At 61.2% G+C, this 24,432-nt stretch carries 31 protein-coding genes; 30 read left to right on the top strand and 1 reads right to left on the bottom strand.

All coding sequences use genetic code 11. From position 1 onward, the window contains the following. Window positions 1-146: 146 nt before the first annotated feature. The 25 genes from C7I85_RS11980 to C7I85_RS11870 all read left to right on the top strand — a co-directional run bounded on the left by C7I85_RS11980 (window position 147) and on the right by C7I85_RS11870 (window position 21,675). On the top strand, window positions 147-530 hold the full coding sequence (locus C7I85_RS11980) for a hypothetical protein (RefSeq protein WP_106724224.1): 384 nt from the start codon (window positions 147-149) through the stop codon (window positions 528-530). After that, window positions 496-1,983, top strand: a complete 1,488-nt coding sequence (gene terL / locus C7I85_RS11975) for a phage terminase large subunit (protein WP_106724223.1) — start codon at window positions 496-498, stop codon at window positions 1,981-1,983. The genes C7I85_RS11980 and terL overlap by 35 nt, the downstream gene beginning before the upstream one ends. After that, entirely contained in the window at window positions 1,983-3,386 is a 1,404-nt protein-coding gene (locus tag C7I85_RS11970; RefSeq protein WP_106724222.1) for a DUF4055 domain-containing protein, read from the top strand. Before terL ends, C7I85_RS11970 begins: the two co-directional genes overlap by 1 nt. A 9-nt stretch (window positions 3,387-3,395) precedes the next feature. Next, window positions 3,396-3,647 (top strand): hypothetical protein, encoded by a 252-nt coding sequence (locus C7I85_RS30545; protein ID WP_146148862.1) that lies wholly within the window; start codon window positions 3,396-3,398, stop codon window positions 3,645-3,647. A 49-nt stretch (window positions 3,648-3,696) separates the two neighbouring features. Further along, window positions 3,697-4,500 carry a hypothetical protein gene (locus C7I85_RS11965; protein ID WP_146148861.1) on the top strand — a complete coding sequence of 268 codons (804 nt, stop codon included), beginning with the start codon at window positions 3,697-3,699 and terminating at the stop codon, window positions 4,498-4,500. A gap of 90 nt (window positions 4,501-4,590) precedes the next feature. Beyond that, on the top strand, window positions 4,591-5,550 hold the full coding sequence (locus tag C7I85_RS11960; protein ID WP_106724220.1) for a major capsid protein: 960 nt from the start codon (window positions 4,591-4,593) through the stop codon (window positions 5,548-5,550). 59 nt (window positions 5,551-5,609) lie between these two features. Then, window positions 5,610-5,843 (top strand): hypothetical protein, encoded by a 234-nt coding sequence (locus C7I85_RS11955; RefSeq protein WP_106724219.1) that lies wholly within the window; start codon window positions 5,610-5,612, stop codon window positions 5,841-5,843. Window positions 5,844-5,853: 10 nt separating this feature from the next. After that, window positions 5,854-6,084 (top strand): hypothetical protein, encoded by a 231-nt coding sequence (locus tag C7I85_RS11950; protein WP_106724218.1) that lies wholly within the window; start codon window positions 5,854-5,856, stop codon window positions 6,082-6,084. Further along, window positions 6,081-6,302: a hypothetical protein gene (locus C7I85_RS11945; RefSeq protein WP_106724217.1), complete on the top strand. Its 222-nt coding sequence runs from the start codon at window positions 6,081-6,083 to the stop codon at window positions 6,300-6,302. Before C7I85_RS11950 ends, C7I85_RS11945 begins: the two co-directional genes overlap by 4 nt. Window positions 6,303-6,305: 3 nt before the next feature. After that, window positions 6,306-6,830: a DnaT-like ssDNA-binding protein gene (locus C7I85_RS11940; protein ID WP_106724216.1), complete on the top strand. Its 525-nt coding sequence runs from the start codon at window positions 6,306-6,308 to the stop codon at window positions 6,828-6,830. A 4-nt stretch (window positions 6,831-6,834) separates the two neighbouring features. Then, entirely contained in the window at window positions 6,835-7,206 is a 372-nt protein-coding gene (locus C7I85_RS11935; RefSeq protein WP_106724215.1) for a hypothetical protein, read from the top strand. 9 nt (window positions 7,207-7,215) lie between these two features. Then, on the top strand, window positions 7,216-7,509 hold the full coding sequence (locus C7I85_RS11930) for a hypothetical protein (protein WP_106724214.1): 294 nt from the start codon (window positions 7,216-7,218) through the stop codon (window positions 7,507-7,509). Window positions 7,510-7,515: 6 nt separating this feature from the next. Further along, window positions 7,516-8,550 carry a phage minor head protein gene (locus C7I85_RS11925; RefSeq protein ID WP_106724213.1) on the top strand — a complete coding sequence of 345 codons (1,035 nt, stop codon included), beginning with the start codon at window positions 7,516-7,518 and terminating at the stop codon, window positions 8,548-8,550. Then, entirely contained in the window at window positions 8,550-9,050 is a 501-nt protein-coding gene (locus C7I85_RS11920; protein WP_106724212.1) for a hypothetical protein, read from the top strand. Before C7I85_RS11925 ends, C7I85_RS11920 begins: the two co-directional genes overlap by 1 nt. Beyond that, window positions 9,025-9,501: a DUF4128 domain-containing protein gene (locus tag C7I85_RS11915; RefSeq protein ID WP_245444907.1), complete on the top strand. Its 477-nt coding sequence runs from the start codon at window positions 9,025-9,027 to the stop codon at window positions 9,499-9,501. Before C7I85_RS11920 ends, C7I85_RS11915 begins: the two co-directional genes overlap by 26 nt. Before the next feature lie 60 nt (window positions 9,502-9,561). Next, complete coding sequence (locus tag C7I85_RS11910; protein ID WP_106724211.1) at window positions 9,562-10,293, top strand: hypothetical protein; 732 nt, start codon at window positions 9,562-9,564, stop codon at window positions 10,291-10,293. A 12-nt stretch (window positions 10,294-10,305) separates the two neighbouring features. After that, window positions 10,306-10,656: a hypothetical protein gene (locus C7I85_RS11905; protein ID WP_106724210.1), complete on the top strand. Its 351-nt coding sequence runs from the start codon at window positions 10,306-10,308 to the stop codon at window positions 10,654-10,656. 83 nt (window positions 10,657-10,739) lie between these two features. Beyond that, window positions 10,740-10,895 (top strand): hypothetical protein, encoded by a 156-nt coding sequence (locus C7I85_RS30950; protein WP_181257154.1) that lies wholly within the window; start codon window positions 10,740-10,742, stop codon window positions 10,893-10,895. A 15-nt stretch (window positions 10,896-10,910) separates the two neighbouring features. Further along, window positions 10,911-14,327, top strand: a complete 3,417-nt coding sequence (locus C7I85_RS11900; RefSeq protein WP_106724209.1) for a hypothetical protein — start codon at window positions 10,911-10,913, stop codon at window positions 14,325-14,327. Continuing rightward, window positions 14,328-14,699, top strand: a complete 372-nt coding sequence (locus C7I85_RS11895) for a hypothetical protein (RefSeq protein ID WP_106724208.1) — start codon at window positions 14,328-14,330, stop codon at window positions 14,697-14,699. A 77-nt stretch (window positions 14,700-14,776) separates the two neighbouring features. Next, on the top strand, window positions 14,777-15,985 hold the full coding sequence (locus C7I85_RS11890; protein WP_146148860.1) for a hypothetical protein: 1,209 nt from the start codon (window positions 14,777-14,779) through the stop codon (window positions 15,983-15,985). Next, window positions 15,982-16,815: a phage BR0599 family protein gene (locus C7I85_RS11885; protein ID WP_106724206.1), complete on the top strand. Its 834-nt coding sequence runs from the start codon at window positions 15,982-15,984 to the stop codon at window positions 16,813-16,815. The genes C7I85_RS11890 and C7I85_RS11885 overlap by 4 nt, the downstream gene beginning before the upstream one ends. 12 nt (window positions 16,816-16,827) lie before the next feature. Continuing rightward, on the top strand, window positions 16,828-20,337 hold the full coding sequence (locus tag C7I85_RS11880) for a phage tail protein (RefSeq protein ID WP_106724205.1): 3,510 nt from the start codon (window positions 16,828-16,830) through the stop codon (window positions 20,335-20,337). Between the two features lie 12 nt (window positions 20,338-20,349). Beyond that, window positions 20,350-21,345, top strand: a complete 996-nt coding sequence (locus C7I85_RS11875) for a hypothetical protein (protein WP_106724204.1) — start codon at window positions 20,350-20,352, stop codon at window positions 21,343-21,345. 3 nt (window positions 21,346-21,348) lie between these two features. Next, window positions 21,349-21,675, top strand: a complete 327-nt coding sequence (locus C7I85_RS11870) for a hypothetical protein (protein ID WP_106724203.1) — start codon at window positions 21,349-21,351, stop codon at window positions 21,673-21,675. Window positions 21,676-22,027: 352 nt separating this feature from the next. Here the strand turns inward: C7I85_RS11870 and C7I85_RS11865 are convergent, their stop codons facing one another. After that, window positions 22,028-22,237 carry a Flp family type IVb pilin gene (locus C7I85_RS11865; RefSeq protein WP_106724202.1) on the bottom strand — a complete coding sequence of 70 codons (210 nt, stop codon included), beginning with the start codon at window positions 22,235-22,237 and terminating at the stop codon, window positions 22,028-22,030. A gap of 293 nt (window positions 22,238-22,530) precedes the next feature. Here C7I85_RS11865 and C7I85_RS11860 point away from each other — a divergent pair, with 293 nt between their 5' ends. The 5 genes from C7I85_RS11860 (at window position 22,531) to C7I85_RS11845 (ending at window position 24,423) form a co-directional block, all read left to right on the top strand. Then, a complete protein-coding gene (locus tag C7I85_RS11860; protein ID WP_106724201.1) occupies window positions 22,531-22,755 on the top strand; it encodes a hypothetical protein in 225 nt (74 codons plus the stop codon). Beyond that, window positions 22,752-23,216 (top strand): lysozyme, encoded by a 465-nt coding sequence (locus C7I85_RS11855; RefSeq protein ID WP_210203036.1) that lies wholly within the window; start codon window positions 22,752-22,754, stop codon window positions 23,214-23,216. The genes C7I85_RS11860 and C7I85_RS11855 overlap by 4 nt, the downstream gene beginning before the upstream one ends. A gap of 274 nt (window positions 23,217-23,490) precedes the next feature. Beyond that, complete coding sequence (locus C7I85_RS11850; protein WP_106724200.1) at window positions 23,491-23,865, top strand: hypothetical protein; 375 nt, start codon at window positions 23,491-23,493, stop codon at window positions 23,863-23,865. A gap of 25 nt (window positions 23,866-23,890) precedes the next feature. After that, complete coding sequence (locus tag C7I85_RS30945) at window positions 23,891-24,061, top strand: hypothetical protein (protein ID WP_181257153.1); 171 nt, start codon at window positions 23,891-23,893, stop codon at window positions 24,059-24,061. Between the two features lie 140 nt (window positions 24,062-24,201). Next, entirely contained in the window at window positions 24,202-24,423 is a 222-nt protein-coding gene (locus C7I85_RS11845) for a hypothetical protein (protein WP_106724199.1), read from the top strand. The last annotated feature ends 9 nt before the right edge of the window (window positions 24,424-24,432 follow it).

Here is a 24,432-nt window from a genome sequence, read left to right as displayed (position 1 = left end):
TAGTTGGATAAAAGTGGCGCATGGCATACAGGCAGCTTGTAACGGGGCTGACGAAGACCTGGTAGGCAGCCGGCCCAATGGGCGTCGAGTAGGGCGGACAATCCCGGCATTTGAATTCGCCGCCGGAAATCAAACGGAAATCAAACATGGCAGGCAAATCGCGCGGAGGGCATCGCCCAGGCGCAGGAAGGCCGTCAGGGGCGCGATCGAGGGCGACGGCGGCACACAAGGCCACGCTATCCGACCTTGCCCGTGCGCATACGTCCACGGCCCTGCAGGTGCTGGTTAATGTCGCCAAGGACGGTGAGAGCGAAAGTGCTCGGGTTGCGGCAGCCAATGCCTTGCTTGACCGAGCCTATGGAAAGCCTCGCCAGTCTCATGAGCATTCCGGCCCCAACGGCGGCCCCATCACGTCCGTGGACCTGACCAAGTTGAGTGGTGATGAACTCGCGCAGCTCGAATCCATCTTCGGTCCGCTTGCCGGATCCGGCGACGATGATGCGCCTGATCAGGGCGGAGAAGGCGCGTAGGGCGGCAGAGGCTGAACGGGAGCGTATAGCCAAGGATGCCGAGCGTATCCGCGCGCGGTGTCAGTCATCACTGGCGGCATTCGTCCGAGAAGCCTGGCATGTCCTTGAACCTGGCAGCGACTATGTTCACGGCTGGCATATCGATGCGATCTGCACACACCTCGAGGCCATAACCGAAGGGCGGATCAACCGGCTTCTGATCAACGTGCCGCCGGGCACGATGAAGTCTCTGATTGTCTCGGTGTTCTGGCCAGCGTGGGAATGGGGTCCGCGTGGCCTTTCCTGGATGCGCTACCTGACGACCTCCTACTCGGAGAACTACGTCAAGCGCGACAGCCGGCGCATGCGCGACCTGGTGTCTAGCGAATGGTATCGGTCGCTCTGGCCCGAGGTTGCCCTTGTCCGTTCGGGCGAGGCGTCATTCGCCAACTCGGCAACGGGGTTTCGTGAAGGTGTCCCTTTCGCTAGCCTCACCGGCGGCCGTGGTCACCGTGTCCTAATCGATGACCCGCATTCGACCGAAACTGCTGAAAGCCCGGCCGAGCGCCAGCGGACGACGCGCATCTTCCGCGAGTCCGTGCCGTCTCGTCTGGTCGACCCGAAGACCTCGGCCATTGTCGTCATCATGCAGCGGCTGCACGAAGATGACGTCTCTGGCCAGTGCATCAAGCTCGGGCTTGGGTATGAGCATCTTATGCTCCCCATGGAGTTCGAGCCTGAACGCCGGTGCCGGACGGTGATCGGTTTCACCGACCCTCGCACATACGAAACCGAACTGCTGTTTCCAGAGAGGTTCCCGCGTGAGGTTGTGGATCGCGATAAGAAGCCTATGGGCTCTTACGCTGTGGCTGGCCAGTTCCAACAGCGTCCTGTTCCTCGAGAGGGCGGCCTGTTCAAACGGGAATGGTTCGAGGGTAAATTCATCTCAGTGGCACCAGCCGGCACCAAATGGGTCCGACATTGGGACTTGGCGGCAACGGCCAAGGCCACGGCTGCGCGGACCGCCGGCGTCAAGCTTGGCAGGACGCCTGACGGTAGGTTCATCGTCGGGCATGTCGTGAAGACGCAGGCCGAAGGCAATGAGGTCCGCAAAGTGATCAAGGCCACGGCCGAGGCCGACGGCAAGGATGTCGAAATCAGCCTCCCGCAAGACCCTGGACAGGCTGGCAAGGTGCAGGCCAAGGACTTCGTCGCCATGCTCGCCGGCTTTGTCGTGAAGGCCGAGCCGGAAACAGGCGACAAAGTCACCAGAGCCGAACCGTTCTCCGCTCAGTGCGAGGCCGGCAACGTCTTCATCGTCCTCGGTGATTGGAACGCCGACTACATCGACGAGCTCTGCCTGTTCCCGGGCGGCTCGTTCAAGGACCAGGTCGACGCATCGTCCGGAGCATTCGGGCGGCTATTGAAGCCTAGAGCATCCACCAGCACCGCAACTGTTTCAGGGCTATATTGATGACGGACGCGGTAGACACCAGACATCCAGACTGGACCGAGCGCGCCGAAGAATGGCGGCTCATGCGGGACAGCAACCGCGGCGAGACGGCAATCAAGGACGCCGGGAAGGTCTATCTCCCGCAGCCGTCCGGTTTCGCAAAGCAGGCAGACGGCGGTGTTGCGCTCTATGCCGCCTACCAGAAGCGTGCGCAGTTCGCCGAGATCGTTTTGCCGGCTGTCATGGCAATGGTTGGCGTCATCCACCAGGCCGAGATCAAGGTCGTCATCCCCGACAGTATGGCAAAGCTCTGGGAACGCGCCACGGCTGACGGGTTGCCACTTGAGGCCTTCCACCGCCGGATCACCGCCGAACTGCTCCTGATGGGGCGCTATGCCGTTCTGGTCGACGCCCCGAGTTCCGGCGACCTTCCTTGGCTGGCCGGCTATCAGGCGGAATCGCTGATCAACTGGGCCGAAGACCGCTCCATGTTCGTGCTCAATGAGAGCGGGCTGGTACGCAACGGCTTCGAATGGACCGACAGAAAGCAGTATCTGGCGCTGCTCCTTGAGAACGGGAAGTATGTCGGTCGCCGGTATGATGGCGACGGCAATCCGATCAAAGACAAGGAAGGCGAGCCGACTACCGCCAAGGGCGACAACCTCACGGAAATCCCTATCGTTGTCATGGGGCCGCGCGACCTATCACTGAAGCCTGAAACACCGCCATGCATCGGCATCGCGCGTTCGGCCGTCTCGATGTACCAGCTTTCGGCAGATTACCGCTGGCAACTGTTCATGACCGGCCAGGAGACGTTCGTCGTCATCAATGGCGAAGCGCCGGAAACTGTTGGCGCTGGCGTGGTGATCTCTCTGCAAGGCAATGGCGAAGGCAAGCAGCCAGACGCCAAGTATGTCGGCCCTGCCGGAACGGGCATTGCAGCTCACCGCGTGGCCATTACCGACGAACAGCAGAACGCAGCCAATGCCGGTGCCCGCCTGTTCAACAGCGGCCAGAAGACGGCCGAGAGCGGCGATGCGCTGCGCATCCGGTACACCTCGGAGACCGCTTCGCTGATCAGCGTTGCCCATGCCAGTTGTGCCGGGCTTGAAAAGGCTCTCCGCTACGCCGGCCGCATGATGGGCCTCGGCGAAACCGAGATCGGCAACATCGTCGTCACGCCGCCCAAGACACTGGTCGAGCGCACGATAACGCCGCAGCAGATGACCGCGATCATGGGGCTCTGGGAAAAGGGCCTGATCAGCGGCGAGACGGCCTATGAGAACCTGCAGGCCGGCAACGTCGCCAGCGCGGAACGCGATTGGGCCGAAGAACAGGACATGATCGCCAAGGAGCAGCTTGGAGCGGCTGCCGACCAAATGGCGGCAATGACGCCGCCCGACGTCACGCCCGCCGCAAAGTAGGGATCGCAAATGGCAACCCGCAAACAGGCTGCTAAGGCGGCCCCAAAGCCAGCTAAGCAGAAGACGCCTCAGCGTTCCGCATCGAAGGCCAAGGCAGTTGAAGTGGCGCCGTCAGCGCCGCGCACCGAAGAACACATGAGCATCCGCAAGATCAGCAACGGCTATGTCGTGCGGGAATCGTGGACCGAGGGCAAGGGCGCGAGCTCCAAGTATCTGGAGCGCGAGACTTTCACCAAAACCAAGCCGACCATCAAGATCTGATCGGCATCTCAACGCCCGGCAGTGACCGGGCCAATCATGGAGCAAGCCAGTGGCTTTGAAAGCTATTCTGGACAGCCTCGATAGTGTCGACGCTGCCCTGCATGACCACTACAAGGAAGTCGACGGCAAGTTCGTCCTGCAGATCGACGGCGTCAGGGATCATCCCGAAACGCAGGCTCTCAAGGCCGCGCTCGAGCGGGTCCGCAAGGAAAAGAAAGACCTGGTTACCGAGCATGAGGAGGCAGTGGCTCGCCTTGAAGGCCTGCCGGATGACTTCGATGCCGATGCCTATGAGGCGCTGCGCGCCGCGGCTGATGGCAAAGAGCCTGGTAAATCCGACGACCGGCTCGTCCAGGTCCGTGAGCAGTTGGAACGCAAGCACGCCGATGCGATCGGCAAGAAAGACACCGAGATCGCCAAGCTGCGCGGCACCATCGAGCGCCTGACCATCGACGACGGTCTGTCCCGCGCCATGGATGACGCCAATATCGACGCCAAGCACAAGAAGAAGCTGGCGCCGTATCTGAAGGCCATCGGCAAGATCAAGCTGGAAGAGGGCGACGACGGCTTCTCCGCTCAGGTCGATACCGACATGGGTCCTGTCTCGCTCGCCAAGTTCGTTTCGGACTGGGCCGGTTCCGACGATGGCAAGGAATATGTAGGCAAGCCCAAGGGCCTCGACACCAAGGGATCTGATGGCCGTCACGTCGACGTCAACCCGTGGGCCAAGGACACCGCCAACCTCACCAAGCAGGGCGAGGTCGTACGTGCCGATCCCGGCAAGGCCCGCCGCATGATGGCAGCTGCTGGCCTCTCCGAAGCACAGATCAATCAGCGGCTCAACGCCGCCTGACACTCGCGGGCAGTGCTCGCACAAACCCGCAGCCGTGCCAGTGGCCGGCTGATTTCACTTTGAAACCAGCCAAACACAGGAGATTCCCCAATGGCCGGTACCAAAATCGCGGACGTGATCGTCCCGTCCGTCTTCAATCCGTACGTCATCGAGCGCACCGCCGCTCTTTCGGCTCTTTACCAGTCCGGCATCATCGCGACCGTTCCCGGCCTCGACGTGCTCGGCGCCAAGGGCGGCACGACCATCGCCATGCCGTTCTGGCAGGACCTGACCGGTGCCGACGAGGTGCTGTCCGACTCCGGAGCTCTGACCGTCAACAAGATCCAGGCCGATCAGGACGTTGCAGTCCTCCATACCCGCGGCAAGGCCTGGGGCGTCAACGATCTGGCCAAGGCGCTGTCGGGTGACGACCCCATGGCTGCGATCGGCGACCTCGTGGCCGCCTACTGGGCACGTCGCTGGCAGGACCTGACCATCGCCACGCTCAAGGGCGTGTTCGCGGCCTCGTCCATGTCCGGCAACGTCCATGACATCAGCGGCGGGACCGGTGGGGCTGCGGTCATCGGCGGCGATGCCGTCGTGGATGCGCTCTACAAGCTCGGCGATGCCGCTGGCGGCCTGACCGGCTTTGCGATGCACTCCAACACCGTCGCCACGCTGGTCAAGCAGGGTCTCATCGACTTCCGCCCCGACGCCGAAGGCAACCCGACGCTGCCCTACTACATGGGCAAGCGCGTCATCGTGGACGATGCCATGCCGGTCGCTTCCGGTGTCTACACCTCGTACCTGTTCGGCGCCGGTGCGCTCGGCCTGGGCGAGGGTAACGCGCCGGTCCCGACCGAGACCGACCGTGACAGCCTCGCCGGCGAAGACATCCTGATCAACCGCCGTCACTTCGTGCTTCATCCCCGCGGCGTGAAGTGGAAGGGCACCAAGGCCGGTACGTCCCCGACCAATGCCGAGCTTGGCACCAGCAACGCCTGGGAGCGCGTCTACGAGGCCAAGAACGTCCGCATGGTGCAGTTCAAGCACCGCAACGTCGCGGCCTAACCAGACAGGGCGGGGCTTCCGGTCCCGCCCATCCCCTTCACCAGACATAGGAGGCCGATATGGCTATCCCTGAAATTCAGCGCGGCAAGATCGGTTCGCGCTCGCAGCGCAAGGCATTCGCCACGGCGGAAGCGCTTGCGTCCTATGCCGTGGCTGCGCTGCCGGATGCGGCCAAGAGCGCTGGGCAGATGGTCTATTGCTCGAACGGTGCATCGGGCCAGCCATGCCTTGCCTATTCCAATGGCACATCGTGGCTGCGCATTACGCTCGGCACCGCCGTCTCGGCTACGTAAGGAGGGCCAGATGGGTCTCGCATCATTCAACCGCATGCGCCGGGAAATGGCGGAAAAGGCCAAGGGCGATCCCCTCGACCACGACCATGACGGCAAGAAGGGCGGCTCGACCAAGCAGGAGCCGAGCACGGAACTTTCCGAACTCCGCGCTGCATATCAGGCCAAGCTCGGCAAGAAGCCGTTCGGTGGCTGGGATGCCGAGACGCTGAAGGCGAAGATCGCAGAGGCGGCCGGCGCGTGAGCAATGTCGTCAAGTTTGAGCCGATCGAAGTCGGCGACGATTTCCGGTTTGACCCGGACGAGATCCTCGAGACCGCCAAAGGGCAGGGGTTCCAGACCATCGCCATCCTCGGCCAACTTGAAGACGGAACGTTCTGGGTCAGTGGCAGTGCAAATGCTGGCGAAACGCTCGTTCTCATGGAGCGAGCCAAGCGCCAGATCGTATTCGGCGAGGACTGAACTATGCCACTCACCATCACGCCCGGCGCATCCGATACCGACAGCTACGTCGATGTTGATGCCTTCAAGACCTATTGCGAGCGCATCGGCTATGACGTGACCGGTAAGGCCGACACCGATTTGGAACAGGCGCTTCGCCGCGGCACGCGTGGGCTGGATGGCATCTACGGGCAGCGTTTCATCGGCTCACCAACATCTGCCGATCAGGCGCTTGAATGGCCGCGCACAGGGGCTGCGTGGCGCGGTTCCGACATCCCGGGCGACATTGTGCCCCAGAAGGTCAAAGACGCTGCCTGTGAGGCTGCCTGGCGGGAATTGACGGTGCCTGGTTCGCTGTCTCCCGATCAGGAGCGCGGCGGCCGGATCAAGCGCAAGCGCGAAAAGGTCGAAGGCGCCATTGATGAAGAAACCGAGTGGATGGATGGCGCGCCGGCCGAAACCACGTTCAGCGCCATCGAAGGGCTGCTGTCCGGTCTGATCACGCGCAAGGCTGGCGGCACGACATTCGGCTTCGTGGCGAGGGCATAGGCCAATGGCTGACCGCTACGCGCCCAAGCAAGCCACGGCAACGCGGCTGCTGAAGAAGTGGAAGCAGGGTGTCGTTCAGCTTAGGCGCATCGTTCCCGGCGTTCGCCCACCTGACCTTCCATCCTGGGATCCGGACCCAGAAGGAGAGCCGGTAACCTACGAGCTCGCAGCCACGGTCAAACGCCTCCACCAGCGCTATGAGAACGGCGTCCTAATCGTCCAGACCGGCGACATGGTGACGTTTGCGGTGCCGGAGGTTGTGCCTGTCCTGACCGATCTGCTCGTCATCGACGGTGCCGAGCGTGTCATCACCAATCTGACGCCAATCCCGCCGGCAGGAACTGTCGTGGCCTACAGGGCTTGGTGTGCGGCTTAGGAGATCAATATGAACCGACGTGCATTCCTCGGGGCCATCGGCCTCGCTCCCGTTGCTGCGGTCGCTTCCGTGGCGAAGCCTGCTTACGCCTCTGGCGGATATGTCGGCGAGCGGGGCCCGGAGGCCATTGTACCGCTGAAGCGGAAGGCTGCTACCGCCTCGCTTGGGTTTAAGGTCGACACTGAAGAGATGCGCCGCAGCATCAACGAGATGGTCAAGCAGGCCGTGGACGATTGCATGGCTTCCTCCCGCACATCGAAGGCAGAAGCCGCGAGGATGATCATTAGGCGCATGGCCGTCTAACCAGCCATGCTGAAACGCCTCACTCCCCGCGAGCAGTTCGAGCAACTGGTCGCCAACTTCGAGCCGCTGATCCGCAAGGCGTTCGAGGATGCTATCGAGGATATCAAATCGCGGGCAGAGATCGGGCGGATCGTCGAGCGATTGGAGCGCCGCGACATTGATGGCACCATGAAGGCGCTGCACCTCGATCCGGCTGCTTTCCGACCGCTCGACACAGCCATTTCCAACACCTTCAACGGCGGTGGCGTGGCAACGACGGGCAGGCTTCCGCCGCTCCGAGAGCCTGGTGGCGGACAGGTCATCATCCGTTTTGACACGCGCAACGTGCGCGCCGAAGACTGGCTGCGCGACCACTCCGGCCAACTCATAACCAATATCGTGGATGACCAGCGCATCGCGATCCGCACGGCAATGGTGAGCGGGTTGGAGCGTGGCCTAAATCCCCGCTCGACGGCCTTGGACATAGTTGGCCGCATCAACCGCGTTTCTGGGGTCCGAGAAGGCGGCATCATCGGTCTGACCGCGCAGCAAGAGCGGTTCGCGGCCTCATACCTTGAGGATTTACTGTCGGGCGATCCGGCGCGCATGCGCTCGACCCTTGATCGCGCTAGGCGAGACAAGCGGTTTGATCGGTCCGTGATGAAGGCGATCAATGAAGGTCGGTCGGTCGATGCCGAATTGGCCGGCCGCATGGTTGGCAGATATCGTGATCGGCTTCTGCAGTTGCGTGGTGAGACCATCGCCAGAACCGAAACGATGGCTGCGCTCAACGAGAGCCAGATGGAGGCTATGCGGCAGGCGGTCGACGGCGGAGTTGATCCGACCACCATTGTGAAGGTCTGGCATTCCGCCCATGACAACCGCGTCCGCGACAGCCACAGGGAAATGCACGGCCAAGAGGTCGGACTGAACGGAAAGTTCATCAGTCCCTCAGGCGCAATGCTTGCCTATCCAGGAGATCCATCGGCGCCGGCAAACGAGATTATCAATTGCCGATGCTGGATGGAAACAAAGATCGACTTCCTAGCAGGGCTTGAGTGATGGCACCGACCACCGGCATTCACGTCAGCCCCAATAACCGGCTGTCGAGAGGGCAGGCGCGCTTTTCTGGCCAGATCGATGAATGGGTACTGGCGACAGAACAGCGCCTTACCGCCGTGATGCGCGAGAGCGCGCGCCGTACCATCGAAGTCATGCAAACGCCGGTCAGCGAAGGCGGCAACATGCCGATCGACACCGGGTTTCTGCGCGCATCTCTGACCGTGGTGATCAATGGCAAGCCTCCGCAAGCCCTACGGGTCAGCGACGGCCAGAAGCACATGTACAACGCCTCGGCCATCGTCCTTGAAATCGCGAAGTTCAACGCCGGGGATAGGCTAGTCGCGGGCTATACCGCCAACTATGCCCTTCATGTCGAGTATGGCGCGCGAGGCAGGGAAGGACGCGGTTTTACGCGCCTTGCCGCGCAGCAGTGGAGCCAGATTGTGCGGGATGTCACGGCCGAAGCAAAGGCACGTGTCGCGGCTCGAGCAGCGCGATAAGGGGGAGGCCGTGGCAACCGTTCAATCCAGCATCGAGGCGGCGCTGTTCGCCCGAGTGAACACGCTCGTCTTGTCGCCGGCCTTGCCGATCGCGTGGCCGAACTTCGCTTTCCCAGGCGTTGACGCACAGGGTAGGGAAAAGCCCAAGCCGGCGTCTTATCTCCGCGTAATGCACATGCCTAACGCGGCCTACCGCCTATGCATCGGCTCTGGCTCGCCGCACCAGCGCCAAGGCCTTCTGCAACTGGACGTGTTTCAGCCCCTGAACAAAGGCGCCACTGCGGCAACGGAACTGGCCGAGACGGTGGCGGAGCATTTCCCGACCGACCTGAAGCTTAGGAGCGGGACGGTTACGCTCCGGGTGACGAAGTTTCCGGACATCGCCCAGGCATTCTCCGACAGCACGCATTGGCAGGTGCCGGTTACCGTCGCCTACGAGTGTTTCGCATAGCCGCACCGCCCTTCGGCAAGGCACCCACTGACACCCCACACAACCTGAAAGGAGGTCGCCATGAGCGACTTGTTCGCCGTTGCCGGCGCGAAAATCTTCATTGGCTCGGCCGCCATGGCCGCACCTACCGTTGACGTCATCCCGTCCGACTTCGCGGCTGTTGCCTGGACCGAGATTTCCGATTGGACGCAGTGCGGCTCGATCGGTGACGCCGCCCAGCTGATCACCACGCAGGTCATCAGCCAGAGCCGCGACAAGAAGCAGAAGGGCACCCGCAACGCGGGCTCGATGCAGAACGTCTTCGCCATCAACTCCAGCGACCCCGGCCAGATCGCAGTGATCGCGGCTGAGAAGACCGGCAACAACTATCCCTTCAAGATCGAATGGAACGATGCCCCCGGCGGCGCTTCGTTCCCGGTGGCCATCACCATCGCTAGCCCTGGCGTCATCACCAAGACAGCGCACGGCCTCACTGTCGGCCGCAAGGTCAAGTTCTCGACCACCGGTGCTCTCCCGACCGGCCTCACTGCTGGGGTCGAGTACTACGTCAAGACCGTGCCGGATGCCGACACCTTCCAGGTCTCCGCGACCCCGACCGGCACCGCCATCGCCACCACGGGCACCCAGAACGGCACGCACACCGTCATCGTCACGCCGATCGGCACGGTGAACTACTTCATCGGTCTGGTCATGTCGGCACAGCAGGCCGGCGGCGGCGCCAATACGGTTCGGTCGCTGAACGCCACAGTCGAGGTCAACTCGAACCTCGCCACAGTCCAGCCGTCGGCTTAAGGAGCCCACTGAATGACCAAGAGCAAAGCCGCGCTCGGCGCCGGCAATGTGGAAATTGAACTCGATGGGGAGACGGTCACACTCCGTCCGTCTCTCCAGGCGGCGCAGACGATCTCGCGGCAGGCTGGTGGTATCTCATCGGCCCTTTCTGCCGTGGGGCGCTTCGAGTTCGACACCATTGTTACGGTGGTCACGCTTGGCCTAGGCCTCACCGGCAATGACGCCAAGGAGGTCCCTGGCCGCGTCTATCGCACCGGCCTTTCCGATCTGATCGCCCCCCTGTCCATCTACCTCGCCAACATCGCCAATGGCGGCCGTCCCGCTGCGGGAGGAGAGGAAGACCAGGACCCTCGCAGCGAGTAAGCCACGTCGAATTCTATGACGGGCTCGCCGAAATTGCCCTTGGCTGGCTTGGCTGGACCGAGGAACAGGCTCTTCGGGCCGACGTGAACGCCATCATCGTCGGCTACGAAGGCAAACGCGATCTGTTCGAGACCATCGGCTACCTGAAACCAGCCGAAGAGGTCGAGGCGCCCAAAGAGCAGGCGCCTCTGCCCGAAATGAACCCGCAGCTCTTCCAAGCCCTCTTCGCCAAACAGTAAACCGGATCGCCGCCCATGTCCGTTGCCGAACTCGGATTTGCGATCGACTCCTCGCAGGCCGTTACTGCGAAGTCGAATCTCGACAAGATGTCGGCGGCGGCTGGTGCTGCGGAGCAGGCACAGCAGAGGCTGTCGGCTGCATCGTCGGGGGCGAATGCTGCCCTGACTCGCATCGCTTCGGGCGTCGATCAGGCCAATGTCATGCTGGCCAAGCTGGTTGCAGCGGTCGAGGCCGGCAATACCGCGCAGACGAAGTTCGCCGCATCGGCGTTGAGGGTCGAAACGGCGAACATCGCCACGGCTCGGACGGCCGAGGTGGCTACTGCAGCCATGCGCCAGAGCACCATTGCCACGGACCAGGCAACGCAGGCCTTGGAGCGCCAGAACGCGGCTGTCATGGCTCAGGCGGCAGCAGCACGCGCTCGGGCGGCATCTGGTCTCGATGCGTGGGGAAACCCGGCGAACTCGAACCAGCAGGCCGCATCTGGTTCGTCGCGCGCTCCTACCATGGGTTCGTTCCAGGCCGGCGCCGGCGCAGTCCGCATGTTCACGACTGGCGCGGCCTCCACTACAGCCTTCGCAACGGCAATCGGGGCAATTCTCAACCCGGCAATGGCCGTGCACTTCGCGCTGTTCGCGATTGGCGGCGCGGCGGTCGAGTATTTCCGGCGCAGCCGTGACGGCGCAGATCAGCTTGGCGAAGCGCTCAAGAAGAACAAGCAGGCCGTCACCGAACTCGCGGATGCTTACAAGCTCGTCGGTTTCAATATCGACGAGGTGACGCGGAAATCTGTCCTCATGGCCGAGGCCGCAGAGCGGCAGTCGCGCAGGCAGACCCAGAAGGAACTCGACAAGAGTCTAAAGAGCCTTCTCGGCGACACGTCGAACATGAGCATGGGCTTCCTGTTCCCTGAATGGATGCGAAGCTCTGACGTTACGCTGGTGTTCGATCCTTTCCGCAGCGCTATCGATGGGCTGCGCAAGGGCCTTGCCGCGGGTCATCCTGATTTCGAGACGTTCCAGAAGCAGGTCGACCGGATCGCACAGACAGATCCTGGCAAGCTCCGTCTCTGGGCCGACGTTCTCCTCGATATGCAGGCGGAGGCAGCCGCCACAGCAAAGCAGTTGGGGGTGCTTGACGAATTCAATCGAAATGGCCGCACCGGCAGGCTTGTCGGCCCTGCTGGGATGGATGATCGGCAGGCATCCGGACGGCAGATCATAGATCAGCAGCGCCATGAGCGCGAACTGAAGCTTGCGATGGAGCGGGAGCAGTTCGAGGCTCATCTGGAGCAGCAGAGGGCCCGGACCAATGCCGAGAAGCTCGCAGCCGCCGAACGAATAGCGCGTGCAGGAGCAAGCGGCGCTGCGGCTGACCTTCGTGCGGAGCGTGCGCGCAGAGAGGAACTCCAGCGCCAGGAAATGGAGCGCCGCGACGCCGAGACCGAGCGTCACCGTGCCCAGCTTCGCAGCATCGAGGCCGCCAAGGAAGAACTGTCGCTCATTGGTGCGACCACTGGCGAAACGACCAGACTGCAGTACCAGTTCTCGGAAATCGCCCGGCTCAAGGAAGAAGCCGCGAGGAAAGGCGAACTCGTCAGTACCGCCGAAGTGGAGCGCATCAAGCAGACGGCGGCCGAGCTCGGCAAAGTTGCGGATGCGGCGGCGCGTCTCAATCTGGCCCGCGATCTCCAGTTCGAGCGCGAACAGTTGTTCCGCTCGCCGGAGCAGCAGGAAATCGCTGGCCGACTTCACAGCGCTGGCCTGCCCGTCGATTTCAACTCGGTCGAGGCCGGTCTGATCCGGGCGAATATCCAACTCGACCGCATGAAGTCGACTTGGGAATCGATCTTCGAGACGGCCAATAATGGCGTCGACACCCTAGTTGACGCGCTATTCGATGGCACCTCTAGCATCGAGGATGCGCTGAAGAGTATCGGCCGCGATTTTGCCCGCCAGATGTTCGACCTAGCGGTGACGAACCCGTTCAAGAACTGGCTGACCGGTGGGAACCTTCAATCCATTGCCGATCTTGGCATCTTCGGCTCGGGCGCGTCGAGTGGCCAAGGCGGAGGCTTTGGCGGTGTTCTCGGCAACCTACTTGGGGCTCAGAAGGCCGTCAGTGCCATGCAGGTGCAGGCTGCCAGCGTCATCGTCAACGGCTCGGTTCTCGGAGGTATGGGTGGCCTTGGAGGCATTCCCGGCGTCGGTGGTGGCTTCTCGCCGAATACCACGCTGAGCCAGTTCCTTGGCGGTTCTGCGGCCAATGACAACAAGTCCATGCCGATGGCGCTCTCCGGCATCGGTTCGCCTGTCGGTCAGATGGCCTATGGCAACGACCTCGCCTCCAACATCAAGACGCTGGCGGGCAAGATCGGGGCAAATCCTCGCGATCTCGCCGCGGTCATGTCGTTCGAAAGCGGCTTCCGTCAGAATATCTGGGGTGGGGCCAATAACGGCTACTACGGTCTGATCCAGGCCGGTGCATCCGAGCGCGCGAACTACGGCATCACGCCGGGCGGATCGCTGTCCGATCAGTTCGCCGGGATAGAGAAGTTCTTCAAGGCCCGTGGCTTCAAGCCCGGCATGTCCGGGATGGATCTCTATTCCACGGTCAATGCCGGCAGCCCGGGCCGCTACAATGCCTCGGATGCCATGAACGGCGGGACCTGGGGCACTGTCGCCGACAAGTGGAACTACCAGATGTCGCCGCATTTCGCGAAAGCGGATGCGCTGCTCGGGCCCACGAACAAGGCATCCGACGCCTTGGACAAGCTGGCAACCAGTTCGACTAGCACCGCAAGCGGTCTCGCCAGCGGGCTCGGCAGCCTTACCGGCGTGACCCAATCGACCATGCAGGCGCTGGAGCAGTTCGGTATCGGCGCCGGCAATCTCGGTTCAATGCTGCAGAACCTGATGAACACAGGCGGCGGCTTCGGAGGCAACTGGTTCTCGAACCTCGCTGGCATGTTCGGCGGGTCAGGGGGCGCGCTCAACTACATGAACAGCATCTCGCCAGCAGCGACGGCGAATATCCTGAAGGGCGGCGTCGGTCTGTACGCCAATGGTGCGCCCTTCTCGGCTGGTAATGTGATCCCATTCGCCAATGGCGATGTCTTCTCGTCTCCGGCTTTGTTCCCGATGTCCGGCGGAAAGACCGGGATGCTCGGTGAAGCTGGCCCGGAAGCCATCATGCCGCTTCGGCGGGGCAGTGACGGGAAGCTCGGTGTTGCGGCTCAGACTGGCTTCACAGCGGCTCCCGGCATCAGCGCCGGACAGATCGAAAGCATCGTCGGAGCGATCAGCAAGAAGCTCTCACTGAACGTCAAGAATGTGACTGTCCTCGATCCGTCAGTCGTCGGCGACTACCTGCGCACCGATGAAGGCGAGCAGGTGGTCATGAACATCATCCGGCAAAACAGGGCGGCCTAAATGGCATATCTCCACGACCGCGTTTTGGACAACGGCCTGACCGTCCTGACCACCGAGACCAAGGCCGTCCATTTCTGTTCCGCGCAGCCGGCAACCTATGCGGAGGCAACGACAACGCTGTCGCTGGGGAGCAAGGCAACGCCAACGGTAGGTTCCCCGTCGGCGAGGCTGCCCAATGGCCGCAAGGTGACGGTGGCGGCGATCAGCGATGCCAATGCGACGGCTGCGGGCATCATCTCGCATTACGCCTTGGTTGATACCACCAACTCGCGGCTTCTGGCGGCTGGCTCATTGTTGGCCGCCAAGAGCGTCACTAGCGGCGATAAGATCACCTCTGCCGCATTTGACATCGGCATTCCTGGGCCCGCCTGATGGCCACGGTAGACGTTTCCCCGGTTGGTATCTCGACCGGGGCACCACTTCTTGATTCGATGTCGGACGGCGTGTTTGTGGCGCCCGTTGGAATCGTGGCCGGCCCTCCCGTCCTCGATAGCGCCAACGTCGTCGTCCTGCCAGAGCTATGGGGCTTTCACGCCATGGTGCCGGTCACCGAGACGCTTGAATGGCTAACCGACGTGCTCGGCAGCCGTACCGGTGAACAGCGCATCGCATTGCGGAGCGCGCCACGGCAGACGTTCTCGTTCAGCGTGCGGCTTTCGGATGCTGAATATGCAAGGGCGAGGGGATTCGCACGGCGACGGGCCCATACCATCGTTGGCGTTCCGGTCTGGGCCGAGGCGATCAATCTTGCCGTCGGTGTGGCTGCCTCAGACAGCAGCATTGCAATGGATACCACCTCCGGCGACTGGCGCGTCGACGGCGGTGTGGTGATCTGGGAAAGCCCCGACAAGTTCGTCGTCACCCGGATTGTCTTGGTCGCGGCCGGCTCTCTTGGCCTCCTTGCACCGGTCGGCGTTGATCTGCGCAAGCCGAAGATTATCCCGCTGCGCTCCGCACTGGTGCCGGAAGGGTTCTCGGTCGATCGGCAGGCCACCTACAGCGACGTCGGGGTGAAGTTCCTGGTCACCGACAATATCGACCTGGCGGCCTCCTACGTCTCCACCTATCCGAAATATCAGGGGCTCGACGTGGTGACCGAGGCGCCGGTCCTAGTGGCCGACGTCTCTGACAGCATCGTCCGATCGATGGACCTGATCGACAACGGGACTGGACCCGTCGTGGTCGAGACCCTGCGCAACTACGTAGACTTCGGCCAGACCGTCTCTTTCATGGAAAGCCGCCCCTCTGGCGTCTGGAAGCGCCGCAAGTGGCTGCATTCGCTCCGGGGCAAGCAGAAGCCGTTCTGGCTGCCGACATTCAACCGTGACCTCTCCTTGGCGGCGTCGGCGACCTCTGGCGCCACCACGATCCAGGTCAAGGCAAACGGTCCCGTCGCCAATCTGATCAACCGGCATGTGATGTTCCACCTCACGGATGGAACGCGCCTGTTCCGGCAGATCGCGAGTGCGACGGTGATCGATCCCGACACGACCGAAATCATCATCTCGAGCGCGCTGGGGCGAGCCGTAGCCCCCAAGGACATTGCGATGATCTGCTTCGTCTCAAAGGTCAGGCTGAACGCCGACGCCGTGACGATCAGCCATCAGTTCACCGCCGATTCCGTCGTCAACATCCCCGTCATGGAAGTCCCGGCATGAGCTACGACACGCCGGAAACATCGGTCGACCAGGGCCAGCCGTATTTCCTCTATCTGTTCGACAATGGCGTGTCGCAGGTCAGGCTGGCGTCCGATGCGACCGATCTGAGGAAAGATCCAGAACTCTCCGGCGAGGCAAAGACCTGGACGGGATCGCCGATCAAGCATGAAAATATCAAGCAGACCGGCAACATCGAGAAGAACTACGTCGATCTGATCTTTCCTTTATCGGACCCCTACGGCCGCACGCTGCTCTCGCCCGCGCCTCAGATCACCACCGTCACGATCTGGCGCGGCCATCACACGGACCTGTCGGAGCAACACCGCGTCGTCTGGAAAGGCCGAATTGTCGGCACCAAGGAAGTCGGGCAGACGATCAGGGTGACGGTCGAGAGTATTTTCACCTCGATGCGCCGGCCCGGCTGCCGGGCACGCTATCAGCGGACCTGCCGGCATGCGCTCTACTTCCCCGGCTGTGATCTGAACATCGCCGATTTCAAGGTACCGGCGACAGTGACGGCGGTGAACAGCCTTGCCCTGACCGTGGCCGCTGCTGCCTCGAAAGAGGACGGCTACTACAAGGCCGGCGTTGTCGTCTTCAACGGCCTCTTCGGCTGGGTCGAGAAGCATGTCGGCAACCAGCTGACGCTGGTCACTTCGATCAACGGGCTGGCCGAAGCGGTGGCCAAATCCGGCTCGGCCGCAGTCGAAATCGCGCCGGGCTGCGATCTCTCGAACAAGACCTGCAACGCCAAATTCAACAACCGGCTGAACTTCGGCGGCTTTCCTTACATGACCGACGAAAACCCGTTCTCGATCAGCATCGTCTGAGGTACAGCCGACATGTTCTGGAACCTCGTTATCGGGCTGGCGTCCTTTGCGCTCAACCTGATCCTGACGCCTAAGCCGCAGGATGCGAAGCCGGCATCCCTTTCGGACTTCAAAGCACCGACGGCGGATGAAGGCCGTGAAATCCCGGTTGCCTTTGGCACCAATGATTTCGCCGATCCGAACGTGGTTTGGTATGGCGCGCTTGGCACGGATGCGATCAAAGGACCGCGCCGCTATGGCTTTTTCGGGCCGCGCCAGACGCTCGGCTACAAGTATTACCTCGGCATGCATCTGGGCCTCTGCCACGGCCCGGCAGACGAGCTCCAGGAGATCCGCGTCGGCGATAAGGTAGCGTGGAAGGGTGCTTTCCGCGGCGGGCGGATGGGGATCAACAAGGAGAACCTGTTCGGCGGACAGGACCGCGAAGGCGGCATTTCTGGCAAGCTCGATGTTGAGATGGGCACCCAGGATCAGGGCCGGAATGACTATCTTGTTTCCAAGCAAGGTCCGGATACGCCCGCCTATCGCGGCATCGTCGGTATCGTTCTGCGCGGCGTGTATCTCGGCACCAGCCCTTACATCAAGCCGTGGGCGTTCAGGATCAAGCGCATCTTCAAGCGTTCCGATGGCTCCGCGCAGTGGTATCCGCAGACGGCAGAGGTTGCTGCGCCGATCGACACGACGAAAGGCAATCCCGGTCTTGACCTTGGGATTCACATCGGCAGCAGCAGCAATTGGGATACCTACGGAGATTATATCCTCTGGGCGAACTATAACGGCGGCGCGATCGTCTGGTCGATCCAGACTGGCAAGCACATCACAATACCTCAGGAGGGTGCCTGGGAGATTGGTGATCGCGGCCACATCACCGGCGATATGGAGATCGTGCTGCAGCAAGGGGGCGGCCCTGCCGGAACCTCTCTAAAGTTCTATAAGCCGGACACGGGCACTCTGGTTCAAAGCATCGAGATCCCCGGAAGCCATGGCAACTATGGCTTCCTGATGGACGACATTGAAGCGGAAGATGCCAAATGGGGGATGGCAAGAACCCGCGGGTTCAGCACCGACCTTAATCGGTGGAACCTCCTGAAAAAGGAGGCCGGCGGCGCTTGGTCTCTTGCATGGTCTGAAGCCGGAACCAGCGAGCGGCTGAATTCGATCTCCATGGGGCGCAACTACGCCTATTGCGCCCTTTCTGATGATCCATCCAAAATCGTCCGCGTGGCGTGGCCCTCCTTCGCGGAGAATATCGTCACGCCTGCTGGGCTGACGGCTGACATACGCAGCTGCCACTATTCCCGCGACACGGACGAAGTCATCATCGTCTGCTCAAACGGGGATATCCGCGTCTATTCCGCTGACCTCTCAACGCTCAAAAGGTCGGCTCCTGGAATCGTAAGCGGCAGCAGCACGAGTTTCTTGACCTCTAAGCGGATGAAAAGTGGCCCGGGGACCATTGGTCTTTTCATCAACGCATCTGGCGCAGTGAGAATCCACCAGATCGGCGTATCGACGCTGGAAATTCTGCACACAACGATTGTCGCCAGCACCAATTTCGTCGGGAAAAACGACCCTTCGCTCGGCTCCGGCGGAGTGGGGTTCAACGAAGAGCATGGCGGCATCCTGGTAACTGGCGGCCCCCTTCGCTCCCTCTTCTGGTACTTCACCGGTGCCTCATCCGGCGACATGAACCCGGCCCACATCATTCGCGAGTGCCTGACCGACAGGACGTGGGGGATGGGCTACAATGACGCCGACATCGACGATGCGAGCTTTCGAGCGGCGGCGGATATCTTCTACGCCGAAGGCTTCGGTCTCTCGCTGAAATGGTATCGCCAGGAGGCAATCGAGGACTTCGTTTCCCGCATTCTGGCGCATGTCGACGCCTATCTCTTCGTCGATCGCTCGACCGGCAAGTTCAGGCTGAAGCCGATCCGCAAGGACTACGACATCAACACCATTCCGGTGATCAATGAAGATGTCGTGACCGACTGGACCGAGATCGAGCGGCGCCAGACCGCTGAAGCGGTCAATCAGGTCATCGTCAACTATTACAACCGGGAGAAGCGCAAGACCGGTTCCCATGCCGTGACGAACATTGCCCAGGCGATGCAATCGACCAGCGGCATCGTTTCCACAAGCCGCGAATACCCCGGCATCAACCATCGTGACCTCGCAATACGAGTGGCGACGCGCGATGTTCTCTCGCTTGGTGCCGGGATCATTTCAGGTCGCATTTCGTGCAAACGCACCGTCGAGAAGTTGAACCCTGGAGATCCATTCCGGCTCGTATCTGACCGGCACTCGCTTTCCGGGCAGGTCATGCGCGTGGTCGACCAGGACTTCGGTGATGGGCGATCGAACAAGATCGTCATGAAGTTCGTGCAGGACGTGTTCAATCTCGGCGCTGCGGTTCTGGTGGATAGTTCTGCCGAGGATGTTCCGGACACCCCCACGGCACCGGTATCGCCGCGGCTGGTCTGGGAGATGCCTTATCGAGAACTTCGGCAGATGATCGGCGACTCCGATCTGGCCGCCATGCTTTCTGCCGATCCGAAAGCCGGCTTGCTCCAGATCGCAGGCGGGAGGCCGTCAGGTGACGCACTCAATGCCATAATCCAGGTTGGCGGCGGCAGCACCTACCGCGACGCGGGCTCTCTCGACTTCGCACCCAGCGCGGTTCTGGATGCGGCAATCTCCGCTGACGCAACCGACGTTGCCGTGTCCGGTGAAATCGGGCTCGGAAATGTCTCCATCGGCTCGCTGGCGGTGATATTCGGCGAAACCAGGACAGAGGTCGTGCGCATCGATGCAATAGGCAGCGGCACGATCACCATTGCGCGCGGCTGCCTTGATACGGTTCCGCGCAGCCACACCAAGGGTACCGCAATCCTGTTCTTTGACGACTTCTCAGAATCGGATTTTCAGAAGCGGACGAACGGTAACAATGTGTCGGTACGGCTTCTCACCGTTACAAGTCGCGATGTGTTGGAGGAAATCGAGGCGCCGGTCGATACGGTGACTTTCGCCAACCGAGCCGTTCGCCCATACAGACCCGCCAATGTGAAGGTGAACGGCAGTTCGGCGGGTCCAGTTGATGCAATCTCGATCGATCCAATTCCCGTTACCTGGGCGAGGCGGAACCGGCTGACAGAGGCAACTCCGATTGATTGGACCGCTGCCGATCAGACGCCAGAAGTAGGGCAGACAACATCCGTAACGCTGACCGATCTGAGCGGTACTGTGCTTCGCACCTACTCCGGGATTACGGGAACCTCGCAGAACGTTGCCAAGGCCGATTTCGGCGCGGTTGAGCAGGGCTACATCGTCGTTTCGGCCGAGAGAGATGGGTACTCGTCGTGGCAGTCACGCCGACTCCAAATCGTTCTCTCGACGCCAGGCCCCTCGGACATTCTCATCTCGAACGACACGGTTTCGGTCAGCGCCACGTCGGGATCTGTCGTCGGCAAACTCTCAACGGTCGGTGGGGCTGCACCTATCACGTTCGAGATCACCACTTAAAGGACATGCAAGATGACGGTCTTTTTTCAGGGCGCTGAGTTGCAGGACTTTCCAGTCAAAGTCGGGAATGTCTCGCATAGCACGAATGCTGGGTCCTACAATGCCAGTAACGCACGCTGTTCCATCAACGTGGCAGGTGCCGCTGAGGGAACAAACTATCTCGAGACCAGCACGTATTCATCGGCAGAACTTTGGTTTCACGCCCTGGTGAACTTCGGCAGTACGACACCATTCAATCTGAATTTCCTGAAATGGTATTCAGGTGGCGCGGAACGTCTGGCTCTTAGATTCTCACAGAGTTCCCCAGCGCGCCTTGAAATCCGCAAGCTCGACGGAACGTATTCCTCACTTGGCGTTTCCGGCGATGTCACAATCGGTGCCGCTCAAAGCTTTAAGCTCGACATTCTCGTAAAGCTCGGCAACCCAGGAAGTGTTCGCGTCTATCTCGATAATATTCCGGTCATTGCCAACGATGCCGCCAATCTAACTTGGAGTGGCGTCTCGGTGCTGGACAAAATGCGGCTCGGAAACATTGATACATCAATGTCCAGCGGCGCGGTGAGGTGGTCAGAAATCATCGTTGCTGATTGGAACACAATCAATTCGAAGCTCGTAACCAGAATCCCAAACGCAAACGGGACATACTCGGAATGGTCTGGAGCCGGATACACAGCGCTCAACGAACTGACGCCGGCTGCTACCTATATGACCAGTGGCACGGCTGATCAGCGGGTTTCCGTTGGCCTCACCTCGTTCCCAGCGCTCGCGGGCGGGGAGAGGATCGAGAGGGTACAGGTCGCGGCCAATGCTCTGCGCGACGCGTCTGGCCCACAGAAAGAGAACATTTTCTACCGAGTGGCTGGTGCCGACAACCACAGGAGCGACCGTACGCTGACGGTATCTGCTGCCGACTATACCGAAGCATGGGACATGTCCCCCGCTACATCGACGTATTGGACGCCAACGGAACTCAACGCATCAGAGCCGGGCATGCGGTCGAGGGCATAAGCCATGGGTGTCAGCCTCGACAAACTCCACGGTACAGCGGCCTATCGCGACCAGAACGCCAGCGATTTCGTCGACAAGCAGCGGCTTGAAAAGCTGCATGTCACGGCAATCTACCGAGACACCAAGGCCGGATATACCAATCAGGTCCTGTTCGACAAAGTCCACGTCACCGCTGTTTACAGATTTCAGGCGGCGGCGTTTTCAATCGTTGGCGATGAACTTCGAGTTGCTGGTGGACTAACGGTCGGCACGCACAACGTCACAGTCAAGGCGACGGACGCCAACGGCAAGAGCTTCACAAAGGTGATCCCGATCACCGTAACGCCGTGAGGTGGTAATCGCCCGCCTCGGCAACATGCGGCCTTGGTGGATCAAATCTAACCCTTAAATGATCGGAAAGCGTCACATAAGCATACACGCCGATGGAAACACCAGTGGCAAACCACACCGCATGAAGCGTGAACCTCTTGCTCTTCGCCGACCACATCGGATTGCATCTCCTCAAGGTGCGAAAGGACCCGGCTCTCGAAGCGGCCACCGATGAAAATAGCCTTTGATGCTTCGATCGCCGAGTCCTCTGGTTCCGGGGCGGAACCATGCCAGCACGGGGCAGTTCATGAAAACCCGTGCCAACCGAAGGAGCCTCCCTGATTCTCAAAGCGGGGAGACTTAGATAACGCTGTTACCCCGGGCTGCAGGTGCTGCCGGCGGCACCATTGGTGCCCAATTTGGTGCAAAGGCCGGAGAACTGGTTGCCAACCCAGCCGCCGATCGCGATGATCGCGGTGATGGAGGCAGCAGCGACGATGCCGATCAGAATCGAGTATTCCACCATAGCAGCGCCGTCTTCTTCTTCACGGAACTGCCGAGCAATGCTCATGAGCTTGTTCATTCGAGATCCCCTGATTTAAACCCAACGCAATACGAGATGGGAGGTCCCCCGTTTCTCGTGATTGTGATCATATGACTGCGATTATTTTGCCGTCAACTGCATCTTAAGGGTTTGTTAACCGATAGGTACTTAGCGCGAAAACATGCGTTGTCTCCAGCGCCATGAAATTGCTCACGAATTTGGCAAATTAACTGTTTCTTAAGAAGAGCGTTTCGGCGGCAATGCTTGCAGGTCTTCCGCCTATTCTTTGGCCGTAGCCAGCCCGCCAAGTACTCACCCAAAAGGATCAAGCAATGCGTCTCGCACCTAACTGGCGGGCGGTGCTTCGGCATGCCTGGAGCGTCCGGCTCATCGCATTGGCGGCGCTGCTGTCCGGTCTCGAGGTCGCATTGCCGTTCCTCGACGGATTCCTTCCCATCCCTACCGGCGTCTTTGCCGGCCTTTCAGCACTCACCACGGCGGCGGCATTCATCGCCCGCCTTGTCGCGCAATCCAAAATCTCAGGAGATCCAGAATGAGCCGCTTGAAGAAGAGCGGGGCCTTGCTGGCCGCCGCTGTGGCCCTTGTTGGCTCATGGGAGGGCCTGCGGACCGTTGCCTACCGTGATGTGGTAGGCATCCCAACTGTGTGCTTCGGGGAGACCCGTGGCGTGAAGATGGGCGATCGGTACACCGTCGATGAATGCAAGGCGATGCTGGGCGATGCCTTGGTCGAGTTTGAGACCGGCATGCGCCGGTGCCTGAAAGCGCCTGACGCGATCCCTGCCAAGTCCTACGTGGCTTTCCTCTCGCTATCCTACAACATCGGCACGACTGCTTTCTGCGGCTCCACCGTCGTGCGCCGGGCCAATGCTGGCGATATCCGCGGCGCCTGTGATGCCATCTCGGCATGGAACCGGGCCGGCGGTCGCGTTGTCCAAGGGCTTGTCAACCGCCGTGCCGAGGAGCGCCGCATCTGTCTCGAAGGAGTAACGCTATGATCGCCCGATCAGCTTGGTTTTGCCCATCTTGCCAAAAGCATCACGCGCCGCACGTCGAGACGTGTCCTGGGCCGGTCGATGCGATCAGCGCGACGCCGATGCCGACCTACCCACTGACGATCCCATACAGTCCGGCACCATACCCTGACTACCTGAAACGTTTGAATGTGACGAACCCGTGCGACTGCAAGGGCGCATGCGGGAATGTGGCCTGCCCGAACCGACCGCAAATATGGTCTGGCATAGCACCCACGACTGCCACTGGTGTGGTTCAATGATCTCCACCATCGCCCGCGCGCTCGGGCTCAACGCGCTCGCCGTCTACGCCATCATCGCCGTGGCCCTGATTGGCTCTGTCTGGGGCTACGGGCATCTCCGATACCGCGCCGGCCTGTCCGAGGGTGCGCTCACTGAACAAGTCAAATGGCTCGACAAGATGGCCGAGGTCCGGGCCGAAAACGAGCGCAAGCGGCAGGCTGCTCAGGCCCAGATCAATCGCATCGAATCCGAATTCCTTTCCCAGCAGAAGAGGGCCGCCGAAGCGGAAACAGCCCTAGAGGAGATCATTCATGAAATTGAAACTGATGCTCCTCTCGGGGCTCTGCTTCCTCGCAAGCTGTCAAACCAACTCAACGCCACTGGTCGTTGAGCCTCCCAATCTGGCGAGCGTCCCGATGTCGCTGAAACAGGAATGCCAGAGCGTCGTCGACATTCCCAATCGTGACCTGACCGTGTCCGAGGTTGCCCGTCTCTGGGGCAAGGATCGGCTGGCGCTTGGGGAATGTGCTCGACGTCATGACGGGCTGTCCAAGGCCGTCGAAGCTCTTGAGGGGCAGGGCAAATAATCAAGAGCGGGCCGGGTGGCTGTTAGCGCAGCCGCACCGACCCTGACCAGCAATGATCTACCGGGATCACCGTGGCTGTAACAGGCGATAGCCGCCAATGGTTCCCTTTTCATTAAGCGCAGCACAGGGACCTAGACGCCATGAGCGATACCACAGACACCCGCGACCGCGTTATTCGCCTCGAGGCTGAGGTTGCCCACCAGACCAAGACCATCGAGGCCATGGACACCAAGGTCACCGAAATGCATGACCTTCTGATGGCTGCCAAAGGCGCCCGGTGGGCCATCATCGCCGCAGCATCTGTCGGCGGGTTCATCGCCGCAAAGCTCTCCTTCTTCTTTCCCTGGTTCCCCAGCAAATAAGGAGTTCGG

Source organism: Pseudaminobacter soli (ex Li et al. 2025), assembly GCF_003012705.1.
Classification (GTDB): domain Bacteria; phylum Pseudomonadota; class Alphaproteobacteria; order Rhizobiales; family Rhizobiaceae; genus Pseudaminobacter; species Pseudaminobacter soli.
The sequence above is the reverse complement of the archived record's forward strand: the minus strand, read 5'-3'. Positions and strand labels throughout refer to the sequence as shown.

Excerpts from the sequence above, each read along its gene's own strand:
- C7I85_RS11980 (WP_106724224.1), top strand. The coding sequence starts at position 147 with ATGGCAGGCAAATCGCGCGGAGGGCATCGCCCAGGCGCAGGAAGGCCG.
- terL (WP_106724223.1), top strand. The coding sequence starts at position 496 with ATGATGCGCCTGATCAGGGCGGAGAAGGCGCGTAGGGCGGCAGAGGCT.
- C7I85_RS11970 (WP_106724222.1), top strand. The coding sequence starts at position 1,983 with ATGACGGACGCGGTAGACACCAGACATCCAGACTGGACCGAGCGCGCC.
- C7I85_RS30545 (WP_146148862.1), top strand. The coding sequence starts at position 3,396 with ATGGCAACCCGCAAACAGGCTGCTAAGGCGGCCCCAAAGCCAGCTAAG.
- C7I85_RS11960 (WP_106724220.1), top strand. The coding sequence starts at position 4,591 with ATGGCCGGTACCAAAATCGCGGACGTGATCGTCCCGTCCGTCTTCAAT.
- C7I85_RS11955 (WP_106724219.1), top strand. The coding sequence starts at position 5,610 with ATGGCTATCCCTGAAATTCAGCGCGGCAAGATCGGTTCGCGCTCGCAG.
- C7I85_RS11950 (WP_106724218.1), top strand. The coding sequence starts at position 5,854 with ATGGGTCTCGCATCATTCAACCGCATGCGCCGGGAAATGGCGGAAAAG.
- C7I85_RS11940 (WP_106724216.1), top strand. The coding sequence starts at position 6,306 with ATGCCACTCACCATCACGCCCGGCGCATCCGATACCGACAGCTACGTC.
- C7I85_RS11935 (WP_106724215.1), top strand. The coding sequence starts at position 6,835 with ATGGCTGACCGCTACGCGCCCAAGCAAGCCACGGCAACGCGGCTGCTG.
- C7I85_RS11930 (WP_106724214.1), top strand. The coding sequence starts at position 7,216 with ATGAACCGACGTGCATTCCTCGGGGCCATCGGCCTCGCTCCCGTTGCT.
- C7I85_RS11925 (WP_106724213.1), top strand. The coding sequence starts at position 7,516 with ATGCTGAAACGCCTCACTCCCCGCGAGCAGTTCGAGCAACTGGTCGCC.
- C7I85_RS11920 (WP_106724212.1), top strand. The coding sequence starts at position 8,550 with ATGGCACCGACCACCGGCATTCACGTCAGCCCCAATAACCGGCTGTCG.
- C7I85_RS11910 (WP_106724211.1), top strand. The coding sequence starts at position 9,562 with ATGAGCGACTTGTTCGCCGTTGCCGGCGCGAAAATCTTCATTGGCTCG.
- C7I85_RS11905 (WP_106724210.1), top strand. The coding sequence starts at position 10,306 with ATGACCAAGAGCAAAGCCGCGCTCGGCGCCGGCAATGTGGAAATTGAA.
- C7I85_RS11900 (WP_106724209.1), top strand. The coding sequence starts at position 10,911 with ATGTCCGTTGCCGAACTCGGATTTGCGATCGACTCCTCGCAGGCCGTT.
- C7I85_RS11895 (WP_106724208.1), top strand. The coding sequence starts at position 14,328 with ATGGCATATCTCCACGACCGCGTTTTGGACAACGGCCTGACCGTCCTG.
- C7I85_RS11885 (WP_106724206.1), top strand. The coding sequence starts at position 15,982 with ATGAGCTACGACACGCCGGAAACATCGGTCGACCAGGGCCAGCCGTAT.
- C7I85_RS11880 (WP_106724205.1), top strand. The coding sequence starts at position 16,828 with ATGTTCTGGAACCTCGTTATCGGGCTGGCGTCCTTTGCGCTCAACCTG.
- C7I85_RS11875 (WP_106724204.1), top strand. The coding sequence starts at position 20,350 with ATGACGGTCTTTTTTCAGGGCGCTGAGTTGCAGGACTTTCCAGTCAAA.
- C7I85_RS11870 (WP_106724203.1), top strand. The coding sequence starts at position 21,349 with ATGGGTGTCAGCCTCGACAAACTCCACGGTACAGCGGCCTATCGCGAC.
- C7I85_RS11865 (WP_106724202.1), bottom strand. The coding sequence starts at position 22,237 with ATGAACAAGCTCATGAGCATTGCTCGGCAGTTCCGTGAAGAAGAAGAC.
- C7I85_RS11860 (WP_106724201.1), top strand. The coding sequence starts at position 22,531 with ATGCGTCTCGCACCTAACTGGCGGGCGGTGCTTCGGCATGCCTGGAGC.
- C7I85_RS11855 (WP_210203036.1), top strand. The coding sequence starts at position 22,752 with ATGAGCCGCTTGAAGAAGAGCGGGGCCTTGCTGGCCGCCGCTGTGGCC.
- C7I85_RS11850 (WP_106724200.1), top strand. The coding sequence starts at position 23,491 with ATGATCTCCACCATCGCCCGCGCGCTCGGGCTCAACGCGCTCGCCGTC.
- C7I85_RS30945 (WP_181257153.1), top strand. The coding sequence starts at position 23,891 with ATGTCGCTGAAACAGGAATGCCAGAGCGTCGTCGACATTCCCAATCGT.
- C7I85_RS11845 (WP_106724199.1), top strand. The coding sequence starts at position 24,202 with ATGAGCGATACCACAGACACCCGCGACCGCGTTATTCGCCTCGAGGCT.